The sequence below is a fragment of the Photobacterium minamisatsumaniensis genome, from assembly GCF_050336695.1.
Taxonomy (GTDB): domain Bacteria; phylum Pseudomonadota; class Gammaproteobacteria; order Enterobacterales; family Vibrionaceae; genus Photobacterium; species Photobacterium minamisatsumaniensis.
Genome location: NZ_JAKJSI010000029.1, coordinates 1 through 22,666, shown reverse-complemented (window position 1 = coordinate 22,666; position 22,666 = coordinate 1). Strand labels below are relative to the sequence as shown.

Sequence of the window (22,666 nt, the reverse complement as noted above, 5' to 3'; positions counted from 1 at the left end):
GTAAAACGTTTCTACAAATCCCCAGAGAGCAACATTGACGCATGACACAGATACAACGAAAACTGCAGCGCCTTAATGATGCCAAGGCGCTGCAATTGATCTTACAGCCAGATAGCCAATTCGTTATCGGTATCTTTCAAAGCTGATGTAAGCACTTGCTTATTAATCAATGCACCACCAGTACGGTAAGCATTTTCAGTTAAAGAGATAGCGACCTCTTCACCATTTAGCTCAACACGTTTCGGCGTATATACGCCCTCTTCAGGATTGATAACCAAACGACAAGGCTTACCATATAACGTGAAGTCTAATGTCACTTTACCCATTGATTTAGCAATGATTGGGTCAAGTAGCAATGAGTCATCTTGGTAGCGAATACCCAGTACGTTACTAATAACCTGATTGATGTAGATACCTGGGCCACTAGAGTAAATACGCCAGCCGCCTTTAACTGCTACATCACCGGTCTTAAGCTTGTCGAAATCACGGTAAGCTTCATAACGGTCGTTAAATTTACCGTCTGAACTTGAGAAGTAAGCATTTGATTGACGAACTTCAGCATTCGGAACTGCTTTCTGAATACCAACCGGGATGATCTTATACAGGTTCTCTACAACTTCATCGGCTTTACCCATTTTACACAACGCTTCAATGAAACGAATGTGAGCATGGCAGTACTGTAAACCAACTTCACGGCCCAGGTTTGCAGCCAGTTCAGCACGCTTAAAGTAACTTTGCTTACCGCCTTGGTACTTCGCCATTTTTTCCATCAAGCGAACACCGTCAGGGTGAACAAGGTTGTCTTCAATAATCGCCATATGTTGGTCAGCCATCTCTTTATCAAACGTTTCAGAGATGATAGAGCGAGATGCAGGCAGTAAACGGTATTTAATACCCGTTTTCTGATCTGATGGGTGTAGCAAGTGCTCTACCTGATCAACATCTTTGTTCGGTAAGTGGATAAAGCCAGCAATAACACCATCTTTAACCAGTAGCTTGTGGTAATCCGCTTCCATGTTGACGGCTAAATCTTCGATTTTAGCAATAAAGTCTGTGTACTTATCATCAGATTTAAGTGCTTTACTTAGCGTCTTCAAAGCCTGTAGCGTCAGTGGAATCGTCCAGCCACTAACCATGTTTTCACGAAGTGATTGGTTTGCAGGCTGCAGCGTATCGTCCCAGTCACCATCGCCGTAGCAAGACAGAGACGTACCCGGAACTAGGTTATCAAAAATATGCTTAACCTGACGTTCAACGTGCGCAAACAACGTGTGCTCTTCCGCTGTGAATTCAAAACCATCTTCGATACTGGTATAAGGCACTTTAATGTTTAGTACATCAACATCACCTGTCGCAGTAATATAATCACCGATGGCTTTCAGTGGCCATACAACGATATCGCCATGACAGTCTTCTTGCTGAATTTTCGAGTACTTATCGAACATGAACCATTGTGGCCATGTGCCTGTTTCAACATGCTGATGGCTGTAGATAGTCTTTAGAAGGTCAACCACGCGATCATAACGTTGCATCGACATGAAGAATTCAAACGGACCTTGTGATACATCACGTGTACCCCATGCAGCGCCAGAGTACTGCTCTAGACCGTGAGGTGTGCTGTAGTGAACCAATGCATTGTGAGTAAACCACTGCATTGCATCATTCAATTTCTGCGCATTGTAGCTATCGTTTTCAAACTCAACATTGAAGTTATTGATAAGTGCATGCTGTGAAGCCTGATATTGAGCAATTTCAGTTTCAACATTTAATTTCGCAGCCTGCTGAGGCTTATCTGCTGACAATGCACCTAGAATAGTGATGCTTGCTTTGCTTTCTACTCGACCTTGGAAAAGTGCGTAACGAACAGAGTCGCCCGCTTTTACAAGAGACACTTCAGCCAGCGCTGCATCAGGAAGAATTGAATAATGCATTTCAGGGTACGTTGAGCTAATCAGCTCAAAATCACCACATACATTTAGATGTGCACCATCACGGTTAACCGTTACGGTTGCATCATTTTCATTGTTACCCATTACCAATTGGTTGGTTACAATAATATCTAACGCTTCTAGATTCACCGTTTCGATATCCATTTGGATAGCGGTAGAATCTTGTGCACTGAAGCTAGTAACTAAAATAAAGCCTTGCTGATATTTATACACCCAGCGAGAGAAATTCAAGCCAGCTTCATAAGCAGATGGCATGGTTAGGATGCGGTGTTCTTCACCGTCCTTCACCCAGATACGCTGACCGCTGAACTTGAATAAGTTTAGCGAGGTACGATCAACACCCAATAGTTTATTGAATGATGTATTACCGATAACAACGTGTGAGTTGAATACACCGTACATGCCATGCGTTGAGCTCATTACGGCATTTTCGAAGTTCTGGCAGTTACCAGAAGACACCATGTGGCCTGTTGAACGTTCAAGTACGCGTTCTTTTGCCGCAAGCGTAACGTAGTTACTCTCGCCTTTTTCTTTACCGTAGAAGAATGACAGTAGTTCACCGTCTTGCTCTTCTGCAAAACGACGCTCTTCACCGAAGAACTCTGTTACTTCTTCTGCAGATAATGCTTCACCAACCAATACATTTTGAGTATTTAAGAAAAATGCTGGCAATGTTTGCTCTGTCGCCGTTTCGATTGCTGGTGTCTGGTATGCCGCTTGGATTGTGTCGATAGCCGCAGCTTCAGTCACATTCGACGCTGGCAAATTATTGTTGAATACAATGTAGAAAACAGACTGCGCCATTTCAGACGTCTTTAGCGTTACATCTGCAGTTTGAAGTGCAACATAACCCATTTCGAACTGCAACTTGACGTTTTCAAGCGTTGGTTTAGAAAGTACCGCTGGGGTCGGTTCAAAGCGGTAGTCTTTACCAAAGAACTGATAACCATCCGTCGAGTAACCGACAACTTTATCGGTAAGAGAACCAATTTGTGAACATGGGTTACCCGTGCTTTGAGGCAAGTTCTGGCGAGAACAAACAACATAGCCTTCAGTTTCAAGATCAAATACCTGATGATCTAGGTATTGGCTAACATAACATTCGTTACTCTTAACACCGCCTTCATCTGCAAGCGCAAGATCTTGACCAAATACTAAGTCATACTTCAAGCTGTCTTGTTGTAAGTTCTCAACGTTAGTCGTGAAGAAAACTTTTTCAGAACCCGAATCTAAGCTAATAATGACAGAAGCACGAAATGCATCAGTTGTTGTTTCCCAACCAACTAAACCTTCTTTAGTACGGAAGGTACGCATATTTTCATTGTTATACATCAACGGTGTAAAAGTAATACCTGCATCACTTTTAACTCGAATGTAAATATTTGATAGTGCACATTCGAACTCGTTTGGTTCATACAAGTTCACCATCACATTGCCAGACTTAATATTCTGAAGAATGTTATGGTCTGTAAACGTTAGGCTCAGAAGACCATTTGACATTAAATGGCATGAATCAGTAATTGAATGAATCATGAAATATAGCTACCTATTAATTAAATTTTAAAAACTGTCAATTATTCTGTAAGAAGAGAGATATTTTCTTCTGTGCTTTTATCGAATATATGGCACTTAGCCATATTAAAAGAAATACGGTGAACACTTTGTTTGCACAATGACAGGTCAGGATTTGATTGCTTACAAATCATCTGCTTACCATTAAAATCCAAATATACAAATGACTCTGAACCCATTTCTTCTATATCTGTAATATTCGCATCACAGCTATTGTCACTGGCTTCCATCAAAATATGTTCTGGACGCAGGCCTAAATAAATATCATGACCAAGGTATTGCATTGCTAATGCTTGTTTCTCTTCAGGTAATGTAAATGTATTTCCATCTACGTCGACAGCGATAATGCCATCATCCTTTTTAACAAGTCTGCCTTCCAACATATTCATGGTTGGAGAACCAATAAACTCAGCAACAAATTTATTAACTGGTTTATGGTATAAGTTCATTGGTGTATCAACCTGCATAATTGCACCACGGTTCAACACACAAATTCGATCACCCATCGTCAGCGCTTCAACCTGATCATGAGTTACATAAATCATTGTTGCAGGGCTACCACTTTGCTTTAGTTCTTCATGCAAACGTGAAATACGCATACGCATCGAAACACGTAATTTGGCATCTAGGTTTGAAAGAGGCTCATCAAACAGAAAGACTTCAGGCTTACGAACCATTGCACGACCAAGAGCAACACGCTGACACTGGCCACCTGACATTTGGCCAGGCTTACGATCCAGCAGTTCTGTAATTTCAAGTATTTCCGCAGCTTCTGTCACTCGACGGTGAATTTCGTCTTTTGGCTTTTTACGTGTTTCTAAACCAAACGCTAAATTTTCACGCACGGTCATATGTGGGTAGAGAGCATAATTCTGGAACACCATCGCAATACCGCGATCTTTTGGTTGAACAGAATTACAATGTTTATCACCAATATAAAGATCACCATTGGTAATGCTTTCAAGACCGGCAATCATTCGTAGTGTGGTTGATTTCGCACAGCCCGAAGGGCCAACCAGCACCATGAACTCACCATCCTTGATGTCCAGACAAAAATCATGAACAGCGTGATAACCATTCTTATAAATTTTGTTTATGTGTTGCAGCTTGACCTGGGCCATAACCGTACTCTTCGTAGAAAGTTGTTTGTGTTGAAACGTTTCTACGGATATTAAGGAAAGCCCTTTATTCTGTCAACAAAAGGTCTCAAATCAGGTACATCGGTCACATTTTTTCTTTTCGCTTAAATTGAAAAAACAAAAAAACAAAAACAAAGTGATTAAAAACAAGCACTTAGATGGCGCACCACAAATGTCGAATTTTTATTTATTTCTTATCAAATAGCGTTTTAATTAGATTGAAAAACCGTGATATACATCATAAACATAGCTAAACATTGATATATATCTAACTATATCCTCAATACTAATTGAAATTTCACAAAATAAATTTCATTGCTTTCGAAACGATTTATCTACATTTCGGTAGAACGTGATCCAAAACTGTATATCGCCTGAATAAAAAAGGGCGCTTTCGCGCCCTTTTCTTGTTTCAATGACCTGTTATAGAACGACTACTGGCACTGCCCGCCGTAATTACAGTAGTTGTCATCAAGCATTTTTTGGTGATAAACACGCACATCATCCAAAATTACATAGCTGTGCCCTGCATTGTTACTATTCTGCTGCATGCGGAGTACCAAGTTCAATCCAGTTTCTCCTGGACGTTTACGCACAGTTACCGTGACCTCATCAGGCGTGTCGTTATCAATAAACCCGACATCTCGCCAATCATCTGTTGGCTTTGCTGTTGAGTTTGGTGGCTGCTGCGGGTTTTCGATATCAAACTTAATTTCAAATTTGGCATCAGTCAGATCACGATCACCTACGTTAAAGCGCACCAAGTAGCGAGTACCGACAGGATCACTCGAAATATCGATGTGTCGCTCAGCGCTTCGCCAACTCGTCACGCCACCGCTTAACTCAAACTTCAGTGACTTGCTACCTTGAATGACTTCATTTGGATCTTCGGTAATGAATATATTGTTGCTTAAATTCCAGTCCGTATTGCCTTGCTCGAAATTACCATTATTGAAAAACTGCTTCGCACCAAAAGATTGCAGCGCTGTATTGCCAAAGACAAATGGTCCATTGCCTTCAGTCAGGTACTCAATATGCAGGTAGATTGCATCCACAGGCTGCTTCACATCAAGAGTGACAACTCTAGCAGACCAATTTCCAAACACGTTACCACTTACGACTTGGCTACTAATATCCGCATCAGCGATATTGCCAGTACTTGACCAGCTTAAACGAAGTTTAGCTTTACCAGCTTGGCCTTGCGGCTCGATAAAAGTAGAGACGCGATACTCACTGCCTTCAATGCCGTAAGGTAGATGAACAGCTTGTGTTAAGTTAGCCTCATCAGACAACGTCACACCGTTGTCATGGATACCACCACTAGTATTGGCATTACCAGCTAAGGTTTCCCAACCCGCAAGGCCTTGGTTGAAATTAGGATTCTTAAATATCACCTTACGGCCTTCGATTGGCGCGGTAATATTGTGAATGCCGACAATGTCATCAAGTTCTACCCAGTCACCTTGTGGGTCTTCTACTTTAAAATCAGAAAAAGTTTCACCTGTAGGCACAACGAATGGCGAGCGATGGTAGCCAAACTGCACTTCATCCCCATTGGAGCGTACACCGGTGACTAAACGCGGTGTCATGGTTGAATAAAGTACTTGCTGATGTCCCTGGGCATTAGTTTCTATCTCGATTTCAGGGCGGTAAAAGGTATTTCTAAACTTCTGCACTACACCCGGCTGGATGGTTTCGGCTAAGCCTACTGCCCCATACCAGAAATCAGCGATGCCGACGCTCATTTGCTCGTAGTTTGGCATATTGGCTGACCAGCGCATTAACAGGTTAGCATCACGGCCTCCCGCACTGACCATGGTATCGCGACGGCCATCACGATAAGCCATGTAAGCACCAACTACCGCATCGGTTTTCCCTAATTGACCGAACCCTTTAACCGCGGGGAAGTGAATGAAATCATCCGGATGATCAGTAGGCCCATCATTGTAGTAGTTACCACTTGAGTTCGGGCTATGGCCTGCTGAGAAAGCAGCAAAATAAGGCAAACCTAATTCATCAGTCTCCGACTGGGTTAACGCATAGTAATTATGGTTTTGTTCAGACCACGCACTCCCATTAAAGTGATGATCTAAAATCAGTGGGCCCCCCATGATAATGAACGCTGAATGGGAGGACATAATGACAGGCTGATCTAATAACTCGTCGTCATACCTAAAGTTTTCCCTTTCATAAGTGAACGCACCATAGTTACGTGTTGCAATGGGGTCTTGAGCGGCCGCAATATCACCGTACAGCCATGATTCATTAGACATCAGTCTGTTCAATCGAACCGGACCAAAATCATCCGAGTCCCAAGTAACACGTTGCTCTGCACGTACTACGTCTCCTGAGCGTTGGAACACTTGCTTAAGATATTTGGCATAGTTGACGATGTTGTCGTTATCTGGATACATCTCTGCCGCTTTAATTGCAGCAGGTAGAAATTTCATACTGACGTAAACTTGGTATTGCGGGTTATTCGCGTTGATTGTTCCATCGGTGTTGTAGTTACGTACAAAATGGCCATCAATACTTTTCACACCGCCCTGACCATCTTCATGAAGCCCTGCATGGCGCTTAATCAATAGTTCAACGTACTGTTCAATTTCTGGATCATGCTCAATTTGGTCAGCGATCATCAGCAGGTACAAAGCCCAGCCAACATTGTCCGCAACTGGAGAGGTATTAGGGTTGGTATGTTCTAGTTTCCGATGTAAAAAACCTTCCGGAGATGCAAAGTTACCTGACATATTCGATGCGGTAAGCCCTTTAATCGCCGTGACATAATTACCTAACTCGTCTTTCATCCAAGCATCAAAACCTAGACGATTATCTGCATTGTCAGATAAAATGGATGGTGATCCATCGCTAAACAAAAGACGTCCATCTGGCGTGAGTGAAAAGCTGCTCCACTCAGCTTGTGTACGTAGATAAGGTTTCGGGTTATACGATGACGAGCTGCGAGCATCATTAACCGGCACCCAGTACAACTCAGTATTAAACTGCTCTTTTAGGTCGCTGTTCAGCGCCATATCACTATTAGGCAAGCGAGAGAAATACAGACCTCCATCAGACTCTTGGCCAAATACTCGGCTAAAACTGAGATCGGAGATATTGGTTTGACGATAGACTTCCCTTGGCTGACTACCTTCGGATGCCATACGATAAATCACATCGCCAGCCAGTAAAAAGAGGTTTCCTTCCGCCATATCAATGGCGATATCACGAACCGGACTCGGTAATGAGATAAGCTGTGGCGCTTGTGACGGTTGTCCTTCATAGGCGGCATTTTTATCTGCCCCGATTCGATAAACACCACCAGCAGTACCAACATAAAGCTGTGACGCAAAATACCCCATACCGATTTGATGATCACCACTCTGGCCTTGCTTGGTGAGCGCTAACTTGGTTAACAGTGTCGCCTTTTTAGTATTGGTATTGAAGGCAATAATAGCGCCATCGTTTCCAGCCCTTTTATCGCAAACCGCAAGGTAGAGAAAGCGACCAGAAGGCGTGAAGGTCATTCCGCACAGCGCGTCGTCGTGAGACAGGTTCATCTCTGGCACTAGTGACGAAATATCAGCAACATCAATCTCGTTGAGTAGTTCTTGGCGAATATTACGGATTTCGATTTGTAAGCGGCTACTTTCCGCAACTGCATATTGACCAGAAAACTGAGCGACAGCAACACGGTCGCCCTGACCATCAAACTCCCATGAATCAATCGTGATATCTTGTAACGGCCATTCTGTATCGGGAGGTGAAACGCCTGGATTTCCACCGTTCGAAGAGTTGTCATTACCTCCACCATTACAGCCAGCTACTGACACAGCCAGTAAACTAAGGGCGAACCATTTTTTATAATTCTGCATGCCCGTTTTTATCATTGTCACATAACCTCGTCCATTACACCCTAATCAAACCAGCATGCTAGAAGTACAGCCTCATCCATTAGGAAAACGAGATACCAACAAAAAGACTCCCATTTTGTTCCAGCGTTAAAACAACACAATCAGAACACCAGGAGCCTTTTAGCAATATCACGCCAACAGCAAGTAGTACGGTAAGGGATATTATTATTGACTAGCCGGAAACAAAGGCGTTTCCGGCTAGAATGACTTACTTGAAACTTTGTGGGAACAGCTCCTCCAAAGATGGGTTTGGATGACGATCCAAAGGTTCATCACGCCATTCTTTCAGTGGCGGAACAGCATACTCTTTCTGTAACTCAGCTAAACGTACTTTTAGTCGAGCAACTTCTTTTTTGTATGTCGGATTATTGATGGCATTGACCATCTCAGACGGATCCGCCTCTAAATCGTAAAATTCCCATTCATCACCTGGGTTATAGAAGTGAATGAGTTTATAACGGCCGTCAGACACGCCATAGTGACGAGCGACATCATGAAACCCTGGGAATTCATAATAGTGATAGTACAGCGCATCACGCCAGTCGCTTGCACCGTCTTCACTCAGCAGTGGAAGGAGCGATTTACCATGAACTGCATCCGGTGTTTCCACTCCAGCCAATTGCAGGAATGTCGGCGCATAATCGATATTTTGTACCAGCTCCTCAACCACACTTCCTGGCTTTATAACCCCCGGTAGCTGCATGACGAGTGGCGTTGAAAACGATTCTTCATACATAAACCGCTTGTCGTAAAACCCGTGTTCGCCCAAGAAGAAGCCTTGATCCGAGGTATAAACAACCAAGGTGTTCTCACTTAACCCTGACTCTTCAAGATAATCGAGAACTTCGCCAACACTTTCGTCAACCGCCGCAATCGTCGCTAAATAGTCTTGCATATAACGCTGGTACTTCCATTCAGCCATCTGCTTTTCAGTCCAGTTGGCTTCATTGGCGTTCATGTGATCATTTCGGGCTTGATAGGCAGCATCCCACTCTGCACGCTGCTCTTTAGTTAGTCGGGCCAAGAGGTGCGGCCAAATATCTTCACGCCACTCGCCGTCACCTTCCGCGACAGTCATTTTAATATCATGACCATCTTGCGTATGGTCAGCAATTGTCATCGTTGTTTTGCTTGCCGCTTTTCGGCCATCGTAATTATCAAAGAAATTATCAGGGAGCGGAAACTCAACATCTTCAAACATCTGTGTATGGCGAGGAGCTGGCATCCAATTACGATGCGGGGCTTTATGGTGCATTAACAGGGCAAATGGCTTCGATTTATTACGCCCTTCCTCTAACCATGCCAATGTTTTGTCTGTGATTAAATCAGTGGTGTAGCCCATTTCCATGGTTACGCCATCTGGCGTTATAAAGTCAGGGTTATAGTATTCCCCTTGATCGTTGAGAATTTCCCAATTATCAAAATTAAAACCATTCGGAATACGGTTGATGTGCCACTTACCAATCATTGCCGTCGTGTAACCAGCATCTTGTAGTGCGTTCGGCCAGTTGAACTGCGTGCCATCAAAAATTTGACCGTTATAGGTAAAACCATTTTCATGGCCAAACTTACCTGTCAGCATGGCTGCTCGGCTTGGCCCACACAATGAGTTGGTAACATAAGAGCGTTGGAATTTCGCGCCATTCTCGGCTATACGGTCAATGTTAGGGGTTGGGGCTAGCTTAGAAACAGGATGACCATAAGCACTCAGTGCTTGTACCGCATGATCATCAGACATGATAAAGAGAATATTTGGACGTTCTGGCGTTGCTTCTGTACTTAGCTCCGTAGCTTCAACAGGACCCACGGCATGTTGAGCAATAACACCAGCAACTAAACAAGATAAAAGTGCTTTTTTCATGAAAATACCCTTTAAAAAAGCCCGTCACTGACGGGCTAAATTTATTTTACTTTTCAACAAGTTCGAAACTGGCTTGCTTCACATTGTCAGAAGCTGTGCCAACAAACACATCAAAGTTACCCGGTTCAACACCCCAACTCATGTCAGCACGGTAGAAGGCTAAATCTGCCGGTGTCAGTGTAAAGGTGATGGTTTTTGATTCGCCTTTATCGAAATGCACCTTCTGGAAACCTTTTAGCTCTTTGACTGGGCGAGTGATCGAACCAACGTGTTGGCGGGTGTATAATTGAATAACCTCTTCACCGGCATACTCACCACTGTTTGTCACTTGAACAGATACTGTTAGATCACCATTTGTATCAAGGGTTTTACTGCTTAGCTCAATATCACCATAATCGAACTGGGTGTAGCTCAAGCCGTGGCCAAACGCATATAGCGGTGTATTGGGTGAGTCATCATAACGAGATTTATAGTGCTCCTGACGCTGGTTCGGGTTATCAGCGAGGTAAGGACGGCCTGTATTCTTCTCGTTGTAATAAATTGGCACCTGACCAACAGATCGTGGGAACGTCATTGGTAATTTACCCGATGGGGTATAATCGCCAGACAGCACATCAGCGACCGCGATACCGCCCATCGTGCCTGGGTACCAAGCATGCAAAATCGCATCAACGTTTTCATCAGCCCAGCGGAGATCATTTGGTCGACCGCTCATCACAACCAAGACCATTGGTTTACCAAGCTTCTTCAGCTCTTCCATCACTTGCTGCTGGTTACCAGGCAGGGTCAACTCAACGCGACTTGACGCTTCACCAGACATGCGCTGCTCTTCACCCATAACCATGACAATGACGTCAGATTTTTTTGCGGCAGAAATTGCACGCTTCATTTCTCTGTTAAGTGACGAATCATCGGCTGTAATACGTGGGATACCAATACCGTCAAGGGCTTTGATGTCCTCTTTCGAGGTGATGTAGTCGTAGCTTGCGCCTTTGGCATAATTGATCTTAATATTTTTACCAAAACGATGTTCGAAGCCTTCCAATACAGTTACTGGGTGCGACTTACGATCACCTGCTGCAGCCCAGTTGCCAATCATGTCTGATTTACTGTCTGCAAGCGGGCCAATCAAGGCAATAGACTTAATTTTGTCGTCTTTTAACGGCAGAGTTTGATTATCATTTTTAAGTAATACGAAAGACTTACGTGCAACATCACGTGCAGCAGACTGGTTTTCGTAGCTCAGAATATCTTTTTCAGCTCGTGCTTCATCGTTATAACGATATGGGTCTTCAAATAAGCCTAAGCGCCATTTCATTTCTAGGATTTGACGAACAGAGGTATCAATCTTTTCTTCAGATACTTTGCCTTCAGCAACGAGATCTTCAAGATAATTAATGTATAACTGGCCAACCATATCCATGTCTGCGCCAGCATTAAACGCTATTTCAGCGGCATGCTTATCATCACGGGCATAGCCATGTGGTACCAGCTCATTGATAGCGGTATAGTCGGTGACGACAAAGCCTTCAAATCCCCACTGATCGCGTAGAACATCGTTCAATAATCGCTTGCTACCCGTTGCTGGGATACCGTTTAGGTCATTAAATGATGTCATAAACGTTGCAACACCAGCATCAACCATTGCTTTAAATGGAGGCATCTGGGTTGTCCAGAGCTCATGCTCTGATACATCTGTGGTGTGGTAATCACGACCGCCTTGTGACAGACCATAGCCAACGAAGTGCTTCGCCGTTGCCATAATCGTATCATCTTGGCTTAGGTCATCACCCTGGAAACCTTCAACCCGTGCAACAGCCATTGCGGTCGATAAGAAGACATCTTCACCTGCGGCTTCAGAAACACGCCCCCAACGAGGGTCTCTTACTAAATCAGCCATTGGTGCAAAGGTCCACATAATGCCATCTGCAGAAGCTTCTTTTGCGGCAACGCGAGCGCTCAATTTAACCGCATCAAGATCCCATGTAGCAGCTTCACCAATGGACTGAGGGAAAATAGTTTTGTGCCCATGAATAATATCGTGGCCCACAATAAGTGGGATACCTAGCCGTGTTTCTTCAACAGCGATACGCTGAAGCTGACGGCCAAATTCGGCACCATAAGCATTAAAGATTGCACCAACTTGTCCATCTTTAATTTGCTGCTCATAAGCTTCATTGACAAATGGCCCTGTTACATTACGAAAACCACTTTGCAGATCAAGCTGGCCTACTTTTTCTTGCAATGACATCTTATTGATCAAGCCATTAAGGAAGGCATCCATTGTTTCTTTATCATCTTGCCAATGCGAAGATGACACAGGCGCAACGCGCTCAACATTTATCATGTCACTAAACATTATTGAACTTGCCATTACATAACCACCCATCGTCATACTAAGCGCTAGCAAAGTTGGCTTTAATACCTTTTTCATAACATTTCCAAAATCATCTTAAAATCAAGCAGGAACCAGCTGCGACCGTTATCAATACAGGCTTAAACAACCAATACAGCCATAACGTTTCGACTGCATTTATTGGTGTTACACCTACAAGAAACAACATATTTGATTGATAAAACAGACAAAAATCATTATCCAATCAGTAGCAAGCTAAGAAATGCGTTCCAAATAATGAAATGAATGTTAGATTAATAGAATCATTTCGACAACGAGGTAATTTGAAAAATGAGACACTAGCCCCGTTTAATCAAGTATGAAGAAAAGGTCACGACGAGTGAGCCAGAAAGGTCAATGGAGTATAGAAAATGCAGGGCGATGTAAAAATAAGGCAACGTTATAGGTTGGCAATAAAATCAGAGGTTAAACGTTATGTGTTCATTCAATAAAACAATGCTGGATTGATCGCTCCTTACCGAAGTCGAAACAAACCAGCACCATAGTGAGTCACTATATGCCACCTTGTGAATAACGTGTGACATTAGTAATCATACGATTCTTCAGTCGGCATGTATGTACCTAGTTCATTGTCATAATTTAGCTGATTAATTTCTGAATCTACCCAACCAATATTATATTGCTCCGCAAAATCAGGGTTAATCTTGTCACAAGTGCCTTGGTAAAAAAGACCACTCTGGCCAACATCGTATCCATCTTGGCTACAAAATGTTTTTAACCCCGAGATATAGCCTTTACGGTATTCTTGTAATTCGGCAGGCTCTAGGTGCTGCCCATCAAGCATTTGGCTGCCACGCATAGCCAAATCATAACCAAACTGCTCCCACGTTTCTCCTTCGTTAAGTGCAATAGTTGAAGAGCAACCTGCGAGTAACAAGGTAATGCTAACAATCATTAGTTTATTATTAACACCCATAATCAACTCCTTAGTGAAACGGCTATTGTGCGATAAATAAATACCAAGTCACCTCTGTTTTAGACAAATTATTGTATGTAGGAACAATCAATAGCTCACATGATTCAATATTTCATATAACGTAAATCAAAGGTATGTATTTAACATATACCATTAAATTAAATTTCGCATTTAATTTAACTTAGCCTGCGACGCGAATCGATAAACCATAATATGCTCTATTATTCTATCRATTCTTAATATAGCAATTGAAACTTATCGAAATATAATCATTTCAGTTCAACAATATACTAACATAAAAATAATTTAACACTTTAAATCAACAATTTAAAAAAGGCAGGACGCGAAACAATATAATTGTGCATATATCCACTTATAGAAATAAATTATTTATCCCACTTTATTTCTACGAACCCCCTATTATTAAACATCAAAAATAATAATGTTTTTACATAGATTTACTTTTAAAATTAAATACAGAGATTAACTAATGATAGATTTAATAATTAAATCTATCATATCGACTGGGTGAAAATGAACCTATACTGAACAGAAATGAAAAAGGGTAACAGATATTACCCTTTTTTAACCGGAGGCCTTATCCTCAGACAGGTGGCCTAGCTTCGTACTTATTACGGCTCAATTGACGCAAAATCCGCAGGCTGTTTTTTGGATTTTTTTGTAACCTTAAGCTGCACGATAAGCGCATCTCGCTCTTTTTCCCCACTGGTAGGGTTCGCGCTATAAAGGGCTGCAAGATAGTTATCCATCAATGGGTTACAAGATCGTTTTACATGTTCATCAGCAGTACGCCATGCACAAAGTACAGCTTGAGGGTTATTGTCTTCCAACGCTTGTTGTAGGCTGCTTTCTTTCTCTGTTACCACTTTCGTTGGTTTTAAAAAAACGGCTAAAGCTTTTCGTGTTTTTAACAATGAGTAGGATGTCATCCCCCACAGCAAGGTAACCAGTATCGTCGCAAAGGGCCAATAACCTGCAGAGGGCTCCTGTATCGATGACTGAAGTGCCAATGTCTGTATTTGATTTGGCGTTACTGTCAGCGTTAGAGGCTCTACCGATGCGACACTCACCTCGTTAATGTCTAGATCGAACCAAGGTATCGCAATCGCAGGAATAGTCAGTTCGCCTTCAAGTCGAGGAACAATGACTTGCTGTAATGTCATGCTCATCCCACCGTCATGCCCTTGAAACTGCGGGCGTTCATTATAAACATTCGCAGTATCAGGAGAAGTCATCGAAAGTTCAGGAAATGAGTCAATATCTCGCCCATGAATAAACAAGGTAAGCGTACGCGTTATCGACTCTCCCGCTTGTAACGTGTCAATGTCGGATGACCACTCTTGCTTTAGTGTCACTAATACTGATGGCAACCATAATCCACGATAGTTATCAGGGATCGACCGGCTGTTCAAGCTGACAGGCTGTGACTTATTGAGTACCCGTTTACGACTTCCGTCTTCTTGGATTTCAACATGAGCCAGAGACGCCCCTTCTAAAACAAATGTGCCAGCCTCTTCTGCTGAGACATAAAAACTATAGGTCGAGACTCTAAACTCGTTATTACCCACAAAATTATATTGGTGATCTTGTTTGCCACGTCGAACATTAACGCCTTTTGCTCGTGGTGGTTTAACGCTTGAAAAATGAATATCTGCGCGAGATTTTACGGTTAAGTTATAAATAACCTCGGTCTCTGGGTAAACGGTATCATTTAATAATTCAGCCGATATAAAAATCTCAGTGGTATTTCGATCTACCTCGGACTCACTCTGCTCTGCTGATAGTGATGATAAGGCTTGTGAAGTATCAGTACTCACTTTCGCCTCTGACGCAAACACCAACGTATTTACAAGTAGGCAGTTAAGAAAGATAAATAATCTTTTGGTCATCTTGGATTACCATTCTATGTCGATGGGTTCTGAGGGCTGTTTTTTCTCAGCCTGCAACTGTAAAAGGTTTCTTAATAGCAACGTACGATCATCTTGTATTTGCGATAAACGATTGAGTACGGGGTTCACTTCACCAAGCTCACTGAGCTGATGCTTCATTGCTTCGATTTCTTCTTCTGAGGGTGTACCAAAGTCTACGTCTATATCGCCGACACCAAATCTATCTGAATCGTATTCACCTGATTCACCAAATTGTTGCTGGGGCGGTAAAGGGTCACCTTCGGTATTATCGGAAAATTGCTGATCTTGCGAACCATCACCGTGAGAGTCATTTCTTCCGGTGTTATCACTTGCACCTTGTTCTTCAGGCTCGTYTTCGGTGTCAGGATCTGTCTCTAAATTATCATCGCCACCGCTCTGATCTTCCTCAGCGTCATCCTCGCGCTCTTCATCGCCATCACTTTCGCCATCTTCCTGCTCCTCAGAGTTACCGTCTTCACCATCAACAAGCTGCTCTTCTTCCACTTGAACTGCCATAATATCTTCAACCAACCCTAGGTTCATGAGTGCCCATTGATGATCTGGGTTTTGCTCTAAGACGCTTTGGTATTTTGTTATTGCTTCCTCATAATTACCCAACTTAGCAAGTGCATTGCCAAGGTTATAATCACTGCTGCCATCAGTCACTTGTGAAAAAGCAGCAATCGCCCCCTGATAGTCACCCAATTCATATAATGCAGCCCCTTTCCAAGCAGGATCGGTAAATACTTCAGCAGCATCTTGGTAACTTTTATCCAGATAGTATTCATAGCCTTGACGGTCAGCATTTTTCCAAAGCGTGTTAAGTTCACTGGCATCTGTTTGTGTTACAGGCAACACCATGAACAGTGCAACAGACCAAATAACGCCTCGACGAAATGCAAACAACAACATACCCGCTAAAGGCCACAGCAACCAATAACCATCGTTAATAAATTGAGCGGCAAGGCCTTCTGAGAGCTCCTGACGCTCTTCGACACTGCGAACTTTTTGTAGGTAAGTTTGCAACTGTTCGATATCTTCCTGAGAATGCTGGTACGTCAGGGCTATACCGCCAGTTTGGGTTGCTAATGCCTGTAAGCGCTCTGGCACCAACCGAGAAAAAATGGTCTGTCCTTCAGCGTTACGGCGTATTTGACCTTGCTCATCATACAACACCGCCCCTTCTGGCGTGCTAATCGCGTACGTTGATAAGGCGTAGTCCGTATCGATAAGTAACTGCTCTATATTTCGCTTTTCAGCAGTACTCACGCCTGAGGTTACCAATAAAATATCACCGAAAGTGAAATGAGATTGGGCCAATAACGTGATTGCTTCTTTCACCCCAGCCGCGGCATTTTTTCCTGAGCTTGGCATCACTTCTGGTGACAGGTGTTGAATGTGGGTAAGCACGGTATTGTTGTCATGCGTAAGCGGGCTAATGATGTAACCTTCATCGGAGTATGCCACTAAGCCAGTGTAACCTTCATCAATTTGCTCGATAAGATCGGTCACCTTAAAGAAGGCCTGCTGAAACCGGTTAGGTTGAATATCTTCGCCATACATCGCTTCAGACATATCCATAACAATGACCCTTGCGCGATCAAGCTCTGAAAGTGGCCGATCTTGCTCCCTCCAATGCGGACCTGCCAGAGCAACCATGGCAATAGCCCAACCAATTGTCATCCAAAACCCAATACTACGGCGATGTAAACCTGTACGCTTCTGTTGCAGATGAGAAGCTACCAGCCCTTGCTGTGATTTTTGATATTGGAACCACAAAAAAACAGGTGTAACAAAAAGGCCAAGCAACCATAAGGGAGAAAAAAAATTAATCATAACGTCTCCGATAGAAGGTTAATAAAGCAATAAGACTCAAAGTCACGAAAAGTGGGTACTGAAATAGGTCATAACGAGGCTGCCAAGTTTGATCGGTTTCTGAAACGGGCTCTAAACTATCAATAAGTGAATACACATTCGCAAGTTCATCTTGATTACGTGCCCGAAAGTATTTTCCGCCAGTGAGCGCGGCGATATCGGTCAGCAACTCTTCATCTAAATCCCAAGCGGGATTGGTTTCATAAAGATCACCAAATACATTTTCCACCATCATGGTTTCAGCCCCGAGGCCGACTGTGTATATGGTGACGTTACTGTCTTTAGCAAGCTGCGCTGCATCCATTGGCTCAACGGCGCCAATCGTATTGCTGCCATCACTCAGTAAGATCATCACACGTTGAGGGGCATCACTATCAATAAAGGTTTTAGTCGCGATTGCGACCCCTTCACCAATAGCAGTCATGTAACCCACTAAACCCAGTGCCAATTGATTGATCTGTTGTTCAAGGTTACGAATATCTAAAGTAAGTGGCGTGTGCAAATAACCATGATCGGCAAACAGTACTAACCCAAGCCTGTCACCATCTCGACGACCGACAAAATCAACAAGTACACTTTTCATGGCCGTCATTCGGCTAATAGGCTCGCCATCACTCGCACTCATGTCTTCAATGTCCATTGAGCCTGATAGATCGACGACCAACATGACATCACGGTGCTCACTCGGAACACTGATTGGATCACCTAACCACACAGGACGCGCTAAAGCCGAAATCAGGAACAGCCAAGCAAGCGTTACTAGCACGATGGGGACTTTGCTTACATGTTTGCTTTCATTAAGATCGTCTGGCAAACGGCCAAGTCTGAGTACAGCTTCAGGCTGGGCTTCAGCCATTAAACGGCGAGCCAGCCAAGGTAATGGAATGAGTAACAAGAGACCTAAGTATTCAAAGGCTAACATTTGGCCTCCGTTTTAAGCTGGGTGATCCACTGTTGGCTTGCTGCGATACAGGTGTTCCATTGGCAATTATCGAGCGAATTCCCCCGGTACAAAGCCGCACTCCACTGCGATGATAGCGGCAAAAATTGTGGAGTAACGAGTTGCGTATCCAGCCATTTTAGCCAAGCCTCTCCGGTTAACCCCGCGACCTCATTGCGAGGAAAATACGTCAAGGCAACACGCCGTAGTAAATTGTCGAGGGATGATAAATCTTGTTCTATAGCAAGCCCTGATAATTGATGTAACGCCTTACGTTTGATCTGTTTTCGACCATGACGCCAAACAACAACAGCGAGCACAATAACAGCAATGCATACCGCCCCCCCAATCAATACCCATGCAGACAAGGGAAGTGGCCACCAACTGGGCTCAGGTGCTCTTTCAAGCGGCGCTAAACTGAGGAATTTATCGGTGTTAGCCATGAATGCCTCCCAGTTGTTCTAACAACGGTTGGCCTGCAGAGACAGAGTACAAGGGCGAACGTAGTTGGTGGGCTAATGCCTTTAACCGTGCTTGATGCCGCTCAAAGTCTTGCTGCAATGAAGATAGCGTCGATTCTCGACCAAAGTTTACCTGTAATGAACGACGCTGATCACCCAACCAAAATCGGCCTCGATAAGCCGTTTCACCTTGTTCAATGGGGTCAAAAACATGCAGCAATCGTAAATGATTGTGCTGAGCAAGTTGCATTAAACGTTTTTCAGATTTTTCAGACAGACTATTGAAATCGCTTACTATAATCAGATCACTTCCTTTAGGGCATAAACGGTGTAATTGGCTCATTGCGGTAAAAAACGTCTCTTTATTCGTTTCTCCCCCCAGTGAAGGGCCACTGCTTTGAGGAAGCTGTACATGAAGAGTGCGCTCTTGAACCCGCTTCATGGTATTCATGATGTGCAACGGGCCTTGCTGGCGCGCAGTTGGCACACAGTCTTCGACACGATCATTACCGATCACCACAGCACCGATACGATCTTTTTGGGCAACCGTTAGCCAGCAAATCAAACTCGCGATATGGGCCGATTGAACCGATTTATATAATAATTTTGTGCCATATTGCATGGTTGCCGAGAGATCAACAGCCACCATCACAGGGCACTCTCGCTCTTCAGTGAACAACTTGGTATGCGGCTTGCCCGTTCTTGCCGTAATACGCCAGTCAATGGACCTGACATCATCCCCTTTTTGATAAGGGCGTACTTCAGCAAAATCCATGCCCCGCCCTTTGCCCGCACTGTCATGGTGCCCACTTAGATACGACCAAATACTGCGTGCAGGAGGCAGCCAACGAACTGACTGCTTTTGGTAGTGCAACAGCTCGGCCAATGACAGTGTTACGCCGTCACTATGAGCAGGGAGGGTCATGCGCTTGTCACCCATGTCAGTAGTTTCGACACAATCATATCTGTCGATATACCTTCAGCCTGAGCTTCATAGCTGCGTAATAGTCGGTGCCGAAGAACAGGGTAAGCCATTGTCATGACATCATCAGGAGTAACGAAGTCACGCCCATCAAGCCAAGCATGTGCACGAGCACAACGATCAAGTGCCAGTGTCGCGCGGGGACTAACCCCCATCTGCAACCAACTCGCAAGTTGATCGTCATAACGTTGTGGTGTGCGGGTCGCCATGACTAAACGAATGATATATTGTTCAATTTCTTCCGCCATATGAAGCCCAAGTACTTCTTGGCGAGCCGTAAAAATATCTTGCTGCGATAAATGCACAGGCTCATCGCCCTTTTGCCCCAAGGCTTCTCCACGGTTCAGGCGAAGAATAGCCAACTCGCTGTCACTATCTGGATACTCAACTTGTAGCTGCAGTAAAAAACGGTCTAATTGTGCTTCAGGCAACGGATAGGTGCCCTCTTGCTCTATCGGGTTTTGGGTGGCCATTACTAGAAATAGTTCGGGTAATGGGTAGGTTTTTTTACCGACAGTAATTTGCTTTTCAGCCATTGCCTCTAGCATTGCCGACTGAACTTTTGCTGGCGCACGGTTAATTTCATCGGCGAGTACCAATGAATGAAAAATAGGACCCGCCTGGAAATCAAAATTCCCCGTCTCAGGGCGATAAATATCCGTGCCCGTCAAATCAGCTGGTAATAAGTCAGGGGTAAATTGTAAACGCTGAAAACTGCCTTCAATACACTCCGCCAGCACTTTTACTGCCCGTGTTTTGGCAAGCCCAGGCGGCCCCTCCACTAAAATATGCCCATCCGCAAGTAGCGATATAAGTAGTTGCTTAACCAAGTTAGGTTGCCCGATAACTTGAGATTGGAGGTAGTCATTAAGAGACTGGAAAGTATCTGCTAGAGCATGGTTCTGCATGAAAGAAACCCCTGAATAAATCGCTTTCGAAACGTTTATATTAATTTCGGCAAGAATATCAATTTATCAGAGCGGTTGTAGAGGCTAAAAGCAGATTTTGTGAATGTTATCTCACAATTTATCAAGTTACATAAAACGCCATACAGCAGGCCTAACAGGGAAGAAAGAGAAGAATATTTATCAGAATCCACACGCTTTTCACGTTTACATTAAACAATATAAACATTTCACTTTTTTGTATAGAACACCGCTCTGTTCAATAACAACTGAAAAATAAATAAGCCAGCATACATGCTGGCTTATTTATTGATAGCTGAAAGTTTCTCTATTCAAACTCAGAAAATCTTCCAGCCACAGGCTTTCAATGACACGTTACATCAGCATCATTGTCATAACCAGTAGCGTCACAATACCACCTATCATGGGAATTGCAGTACGGATAACAACCATGGCAGCAGGCGCAACAACTAATTGATTACTCCTCAAAATTACCCATAATAAGCTGTTCTCTCCCTAGAATAATTGCCTTACCCATTGCGAATGCCGAATCAATTTCAAGGTTATCATCAAGAAGAAGGAAATCAGCATCAGAGCCTATTGCCAAATCACCTTTATTAATACCAAGCGACCTTGCGACATTTTCTGACATCATCGCACTTGCTTGGCTCACATTTAAACCACGGTCAATCAATGTTCGGAACACGTTTATATTGGAATCAACAGCCGCTGCAGTAATATTGGTCATTTCTCCTGCAGAATTGAATATCGGCATACTTCCGTTACCATCTGAGCTAATCGTAATGCGATCTGAAGGTACACCCGACTCCAAAGCAGCAAACACAGCCTCACCAGGGTCGTTGAAGGCACAGCTACCACCAGAAGTGATATCCATAACACCACCGGCTTTGGCAAACTTAGCAGCCTCTTCAAATAGAGGAATAGTCCTAGCAACGTGAGTTGGTGAGAAATTACTATGAGGAATACCCCGTTCTATTAACTCATTTATTTGCTTGAAAGGATCAGGTAAACCGCCCATGTGCATATGCAGCACACCTTTTTTCCCAGCAAGCATCGCTCCCATTCGTACATCAGACGTAATTCGCAATAATTCATCCGTCGATGGAAATGAGCCTCGGTGATCAGCAATAGCAATTTTAACGCCAAGAACAGGCTCTAGAAAAACAAGATCATCTCGAATGCTGTTTGTTAAAGTGACCGTCGGCACTTGATAAGAACCTGTATGCATCCAAGCAGAAATACCTTCAGCGCGTAATCCCATAACCTTCGCGAACAAATCTTGTGGAGAGCGAGTAGAGCCATCAGTCCCCATCACACCAACTACTGAGGTAATACCTGCTTTAATCAATTTAGAGAAGGTGATTGAGGGGGTCCGGCTACTAAAACCACCTTCACCGCCACCGCCTGTTAAGTGAACATGCTGATCAATAAGTCCAGGGACCATCAACTTGCCAGTTGCATCAACTGTATTTACCGTTGTGCCTAGACCACTGAGATTAATATTATCTTCAATAGCTACAATTTTATTGCCAGCAACTAAAACATCTTTGGTACCCTGTGAAGTAGGCGCATAAACATTGGCATTTTTAATCAGAGTAAGGTTTGTCATACTTTTGTTTCCATATTGTAATTTTTAAGTGCGTCACAGCTTATTCTTATATTTCATCGCCTATTTTTATCATTGTTTATAGACTCATACGGTTTATTTTTGTTAAATATCTTTGTCACAGATCATTATTTTCATACGGTTTATTTTTGTTAAATATCTTTGTCACAGATCATTATTT

The 22,666-nt window shown here is 43.4% G+C and carries 13 protein-coding genes; all 13 read right to left on the bottom strand.

Annotated elements, in window-relative coordinates:
* Positions 1 to 101: 101 nt before the first annotated feature.
* The 13 genes from L4D78_RS16045 to iadA all read right to left on the bottom strand — a co-directional run bounded on the left by L4D78_RS16045 (position 102) and on the right by iadA (position 22,488).
* Entirely contained in the window at positions 102 to 3,482 is a 3,381-nt protein-coding gene (locus tag L4D78_RS16045; RefSeq protein WP_428467863.1) for a GH36-type glycosyl hydrolase domain-containing protein, read from the bottom strand.
* 41 nt (positions 3,483 to 3,523) lie between these two features.
* Positions 3,524 to 4,642, bottom strand: coding sequence for an ABC transporter ATP-binding protein (locus L4D78_RS16040; RefSeq protein ID WP_428467862.1), 1,119 nt, complete (start codon positions 4,640 to 4,642; stop codon positions 3,524 to 3,526).
* Positions 4,643 to 5,094: 452 nt separating this feature from the next.
* On the bottom strand, positions 5,095 to 8,553 hold the full coding sequence (locus tag L4D78_RS16035; RefSeq protein ID WP_428467861.1) for a hypothetical protein: 3,459 nt from the start codon (positions 8,551 to 8,553) through the stop codon (positions 5,095 to 5,097).
* A gap of 226 nt (positions 8,554 to 8,779) precedes the next feature.
* Positions 8,780 to 10,432: a sulfatase family protein gene (locus L4D78_RS16030; protein WP_428458674.1), complete on the bottom strand. Its 1,653-nt coding sequence runs from the start codon at positions 10,430 to 10,432 to the stop codon at positions 8,780 to 8,782.
* A 46-nt stretch (positions 10,433 to 10,478) separates the two neighbouring features.
* Positions 10,479 to 12,866: a beta-glucosidase BglX gene (bglX, locus tag L4D78_RS16025; RefSeq protein ID WP_428467860.1), complete on the bottom strand. Its 2,388-nt coding sequence runs from the start codon at positions 12,864 to 12,866 to the stop codon at positions 10,479 to 10,481.
* A 505-nt stretch (positions 12,867 to 13,371) separates the two neighbouring features.
* Complete coding sequence (locus tag L4D78_RS16020) at positions 13,372 to 13,764, bottom strand: DUF2799 domain-containing protein (RefSeq protein ID WP_428467859.1); 393 nt, start codon at positions 13,762 to 13,764, stop codon at positions 13,372 to 13,374.
* A 632-nt stretch (positions 13,765 to 14,396) separates the two neighbouring features.
* Positions 14,397 to 15,674, bottom strand: a complete 1,278-nt coding sequence (locus L4D78_RS16015; RefSeq protein WP_428467858.1) for a hypothetical protein — start codon at positions 15,672 to 15,674, stop codon at positions 14,397 to 14,399.
* Between the two features lie 6 nt (positions 15,675 to 15,680).
* A complete protein-coding gene (locus L4D78_RS16010; RefSeq protein WP_428467857.1) occupies positions 15,681 to 17,531 on the bottom strand; it encodes a vWA domain-containing protein in 1,851 nt (616 codons plus the stop codon).
* Positions 17,524 to 18,492 carry a VWA domain-containing protein gene (locus L4D78_RS16005; protein ID WP_428467856.1) on the bottom strand — a complete coding sequence of 323 codons (969 nt, stop codon included), beginning with the start codon at positions 18,490 to 18,492 and terminating at the stop codon, positions 17,524 to 17,526. Before L4D78_RS16005 ends, L4D78_RS16010 begins: the two co-directional genes overlap by 8 nt.
* The gene (locus L4D78_RS16000; protein WP_428467855.1) at positions 18,486 to 18,953 is read right to left on the bottom strand and encodes a DUF4381 domain-containing protein; all 468 of its coding nucleotides are present in this window, start codon (positions 18,951 to 18,953) and stop codon (positions 18,486 to 18,488) included. The genes L4D78_RS16005 and L4D78_RS16000 overlap by 7 nt, the downstream gene beginning before the upstream one ends.
* Entirely contained in the window at positions 18,946 to 19,896 is a 951-nt protein-coding gene (locus tag L4D78_RS15995) for a DUF58 domain-containing protein (RefSeq protein ID WP_428467854.1), read from the bottom strand. Before L4D78_RS15995 ends, L4D78_RS16000 begins: the two co-directional genes overlap by 8 nt.
* Positions 19,893 to 20,861 (bottom strand): AAA family ATPase, encoded by a 969-nt coding sequence (locus L4D78_RS15990; RefSeq protein ID WP_428467853.1) that lies wholly within the window; start codon positions 20,859 to 20,861, stop codon positions 19,893 to 19,895. Before L4D78_RS15990 ends, L4D78_RS15995 begins: the two co-directional genes overlap by 4 nt.
* Before the next feature lie 475 nt (positions 20,862 to 21,336).
* Positions 21,337 to 22,488 (bottom strand): beta-aspartyl-peptidase, encoded by a 1,152-nt coding sequence (gene iadA / locus L4D78_RS15985; RefSeq protein WP_428467852.1) that lies wholly within the window; start codon positions 22,486 to 22,488, stop codon positions 21,337 to 21,339.
* Positions 22,489 to 22,666 lie beyond the last annotated feature (178 nt).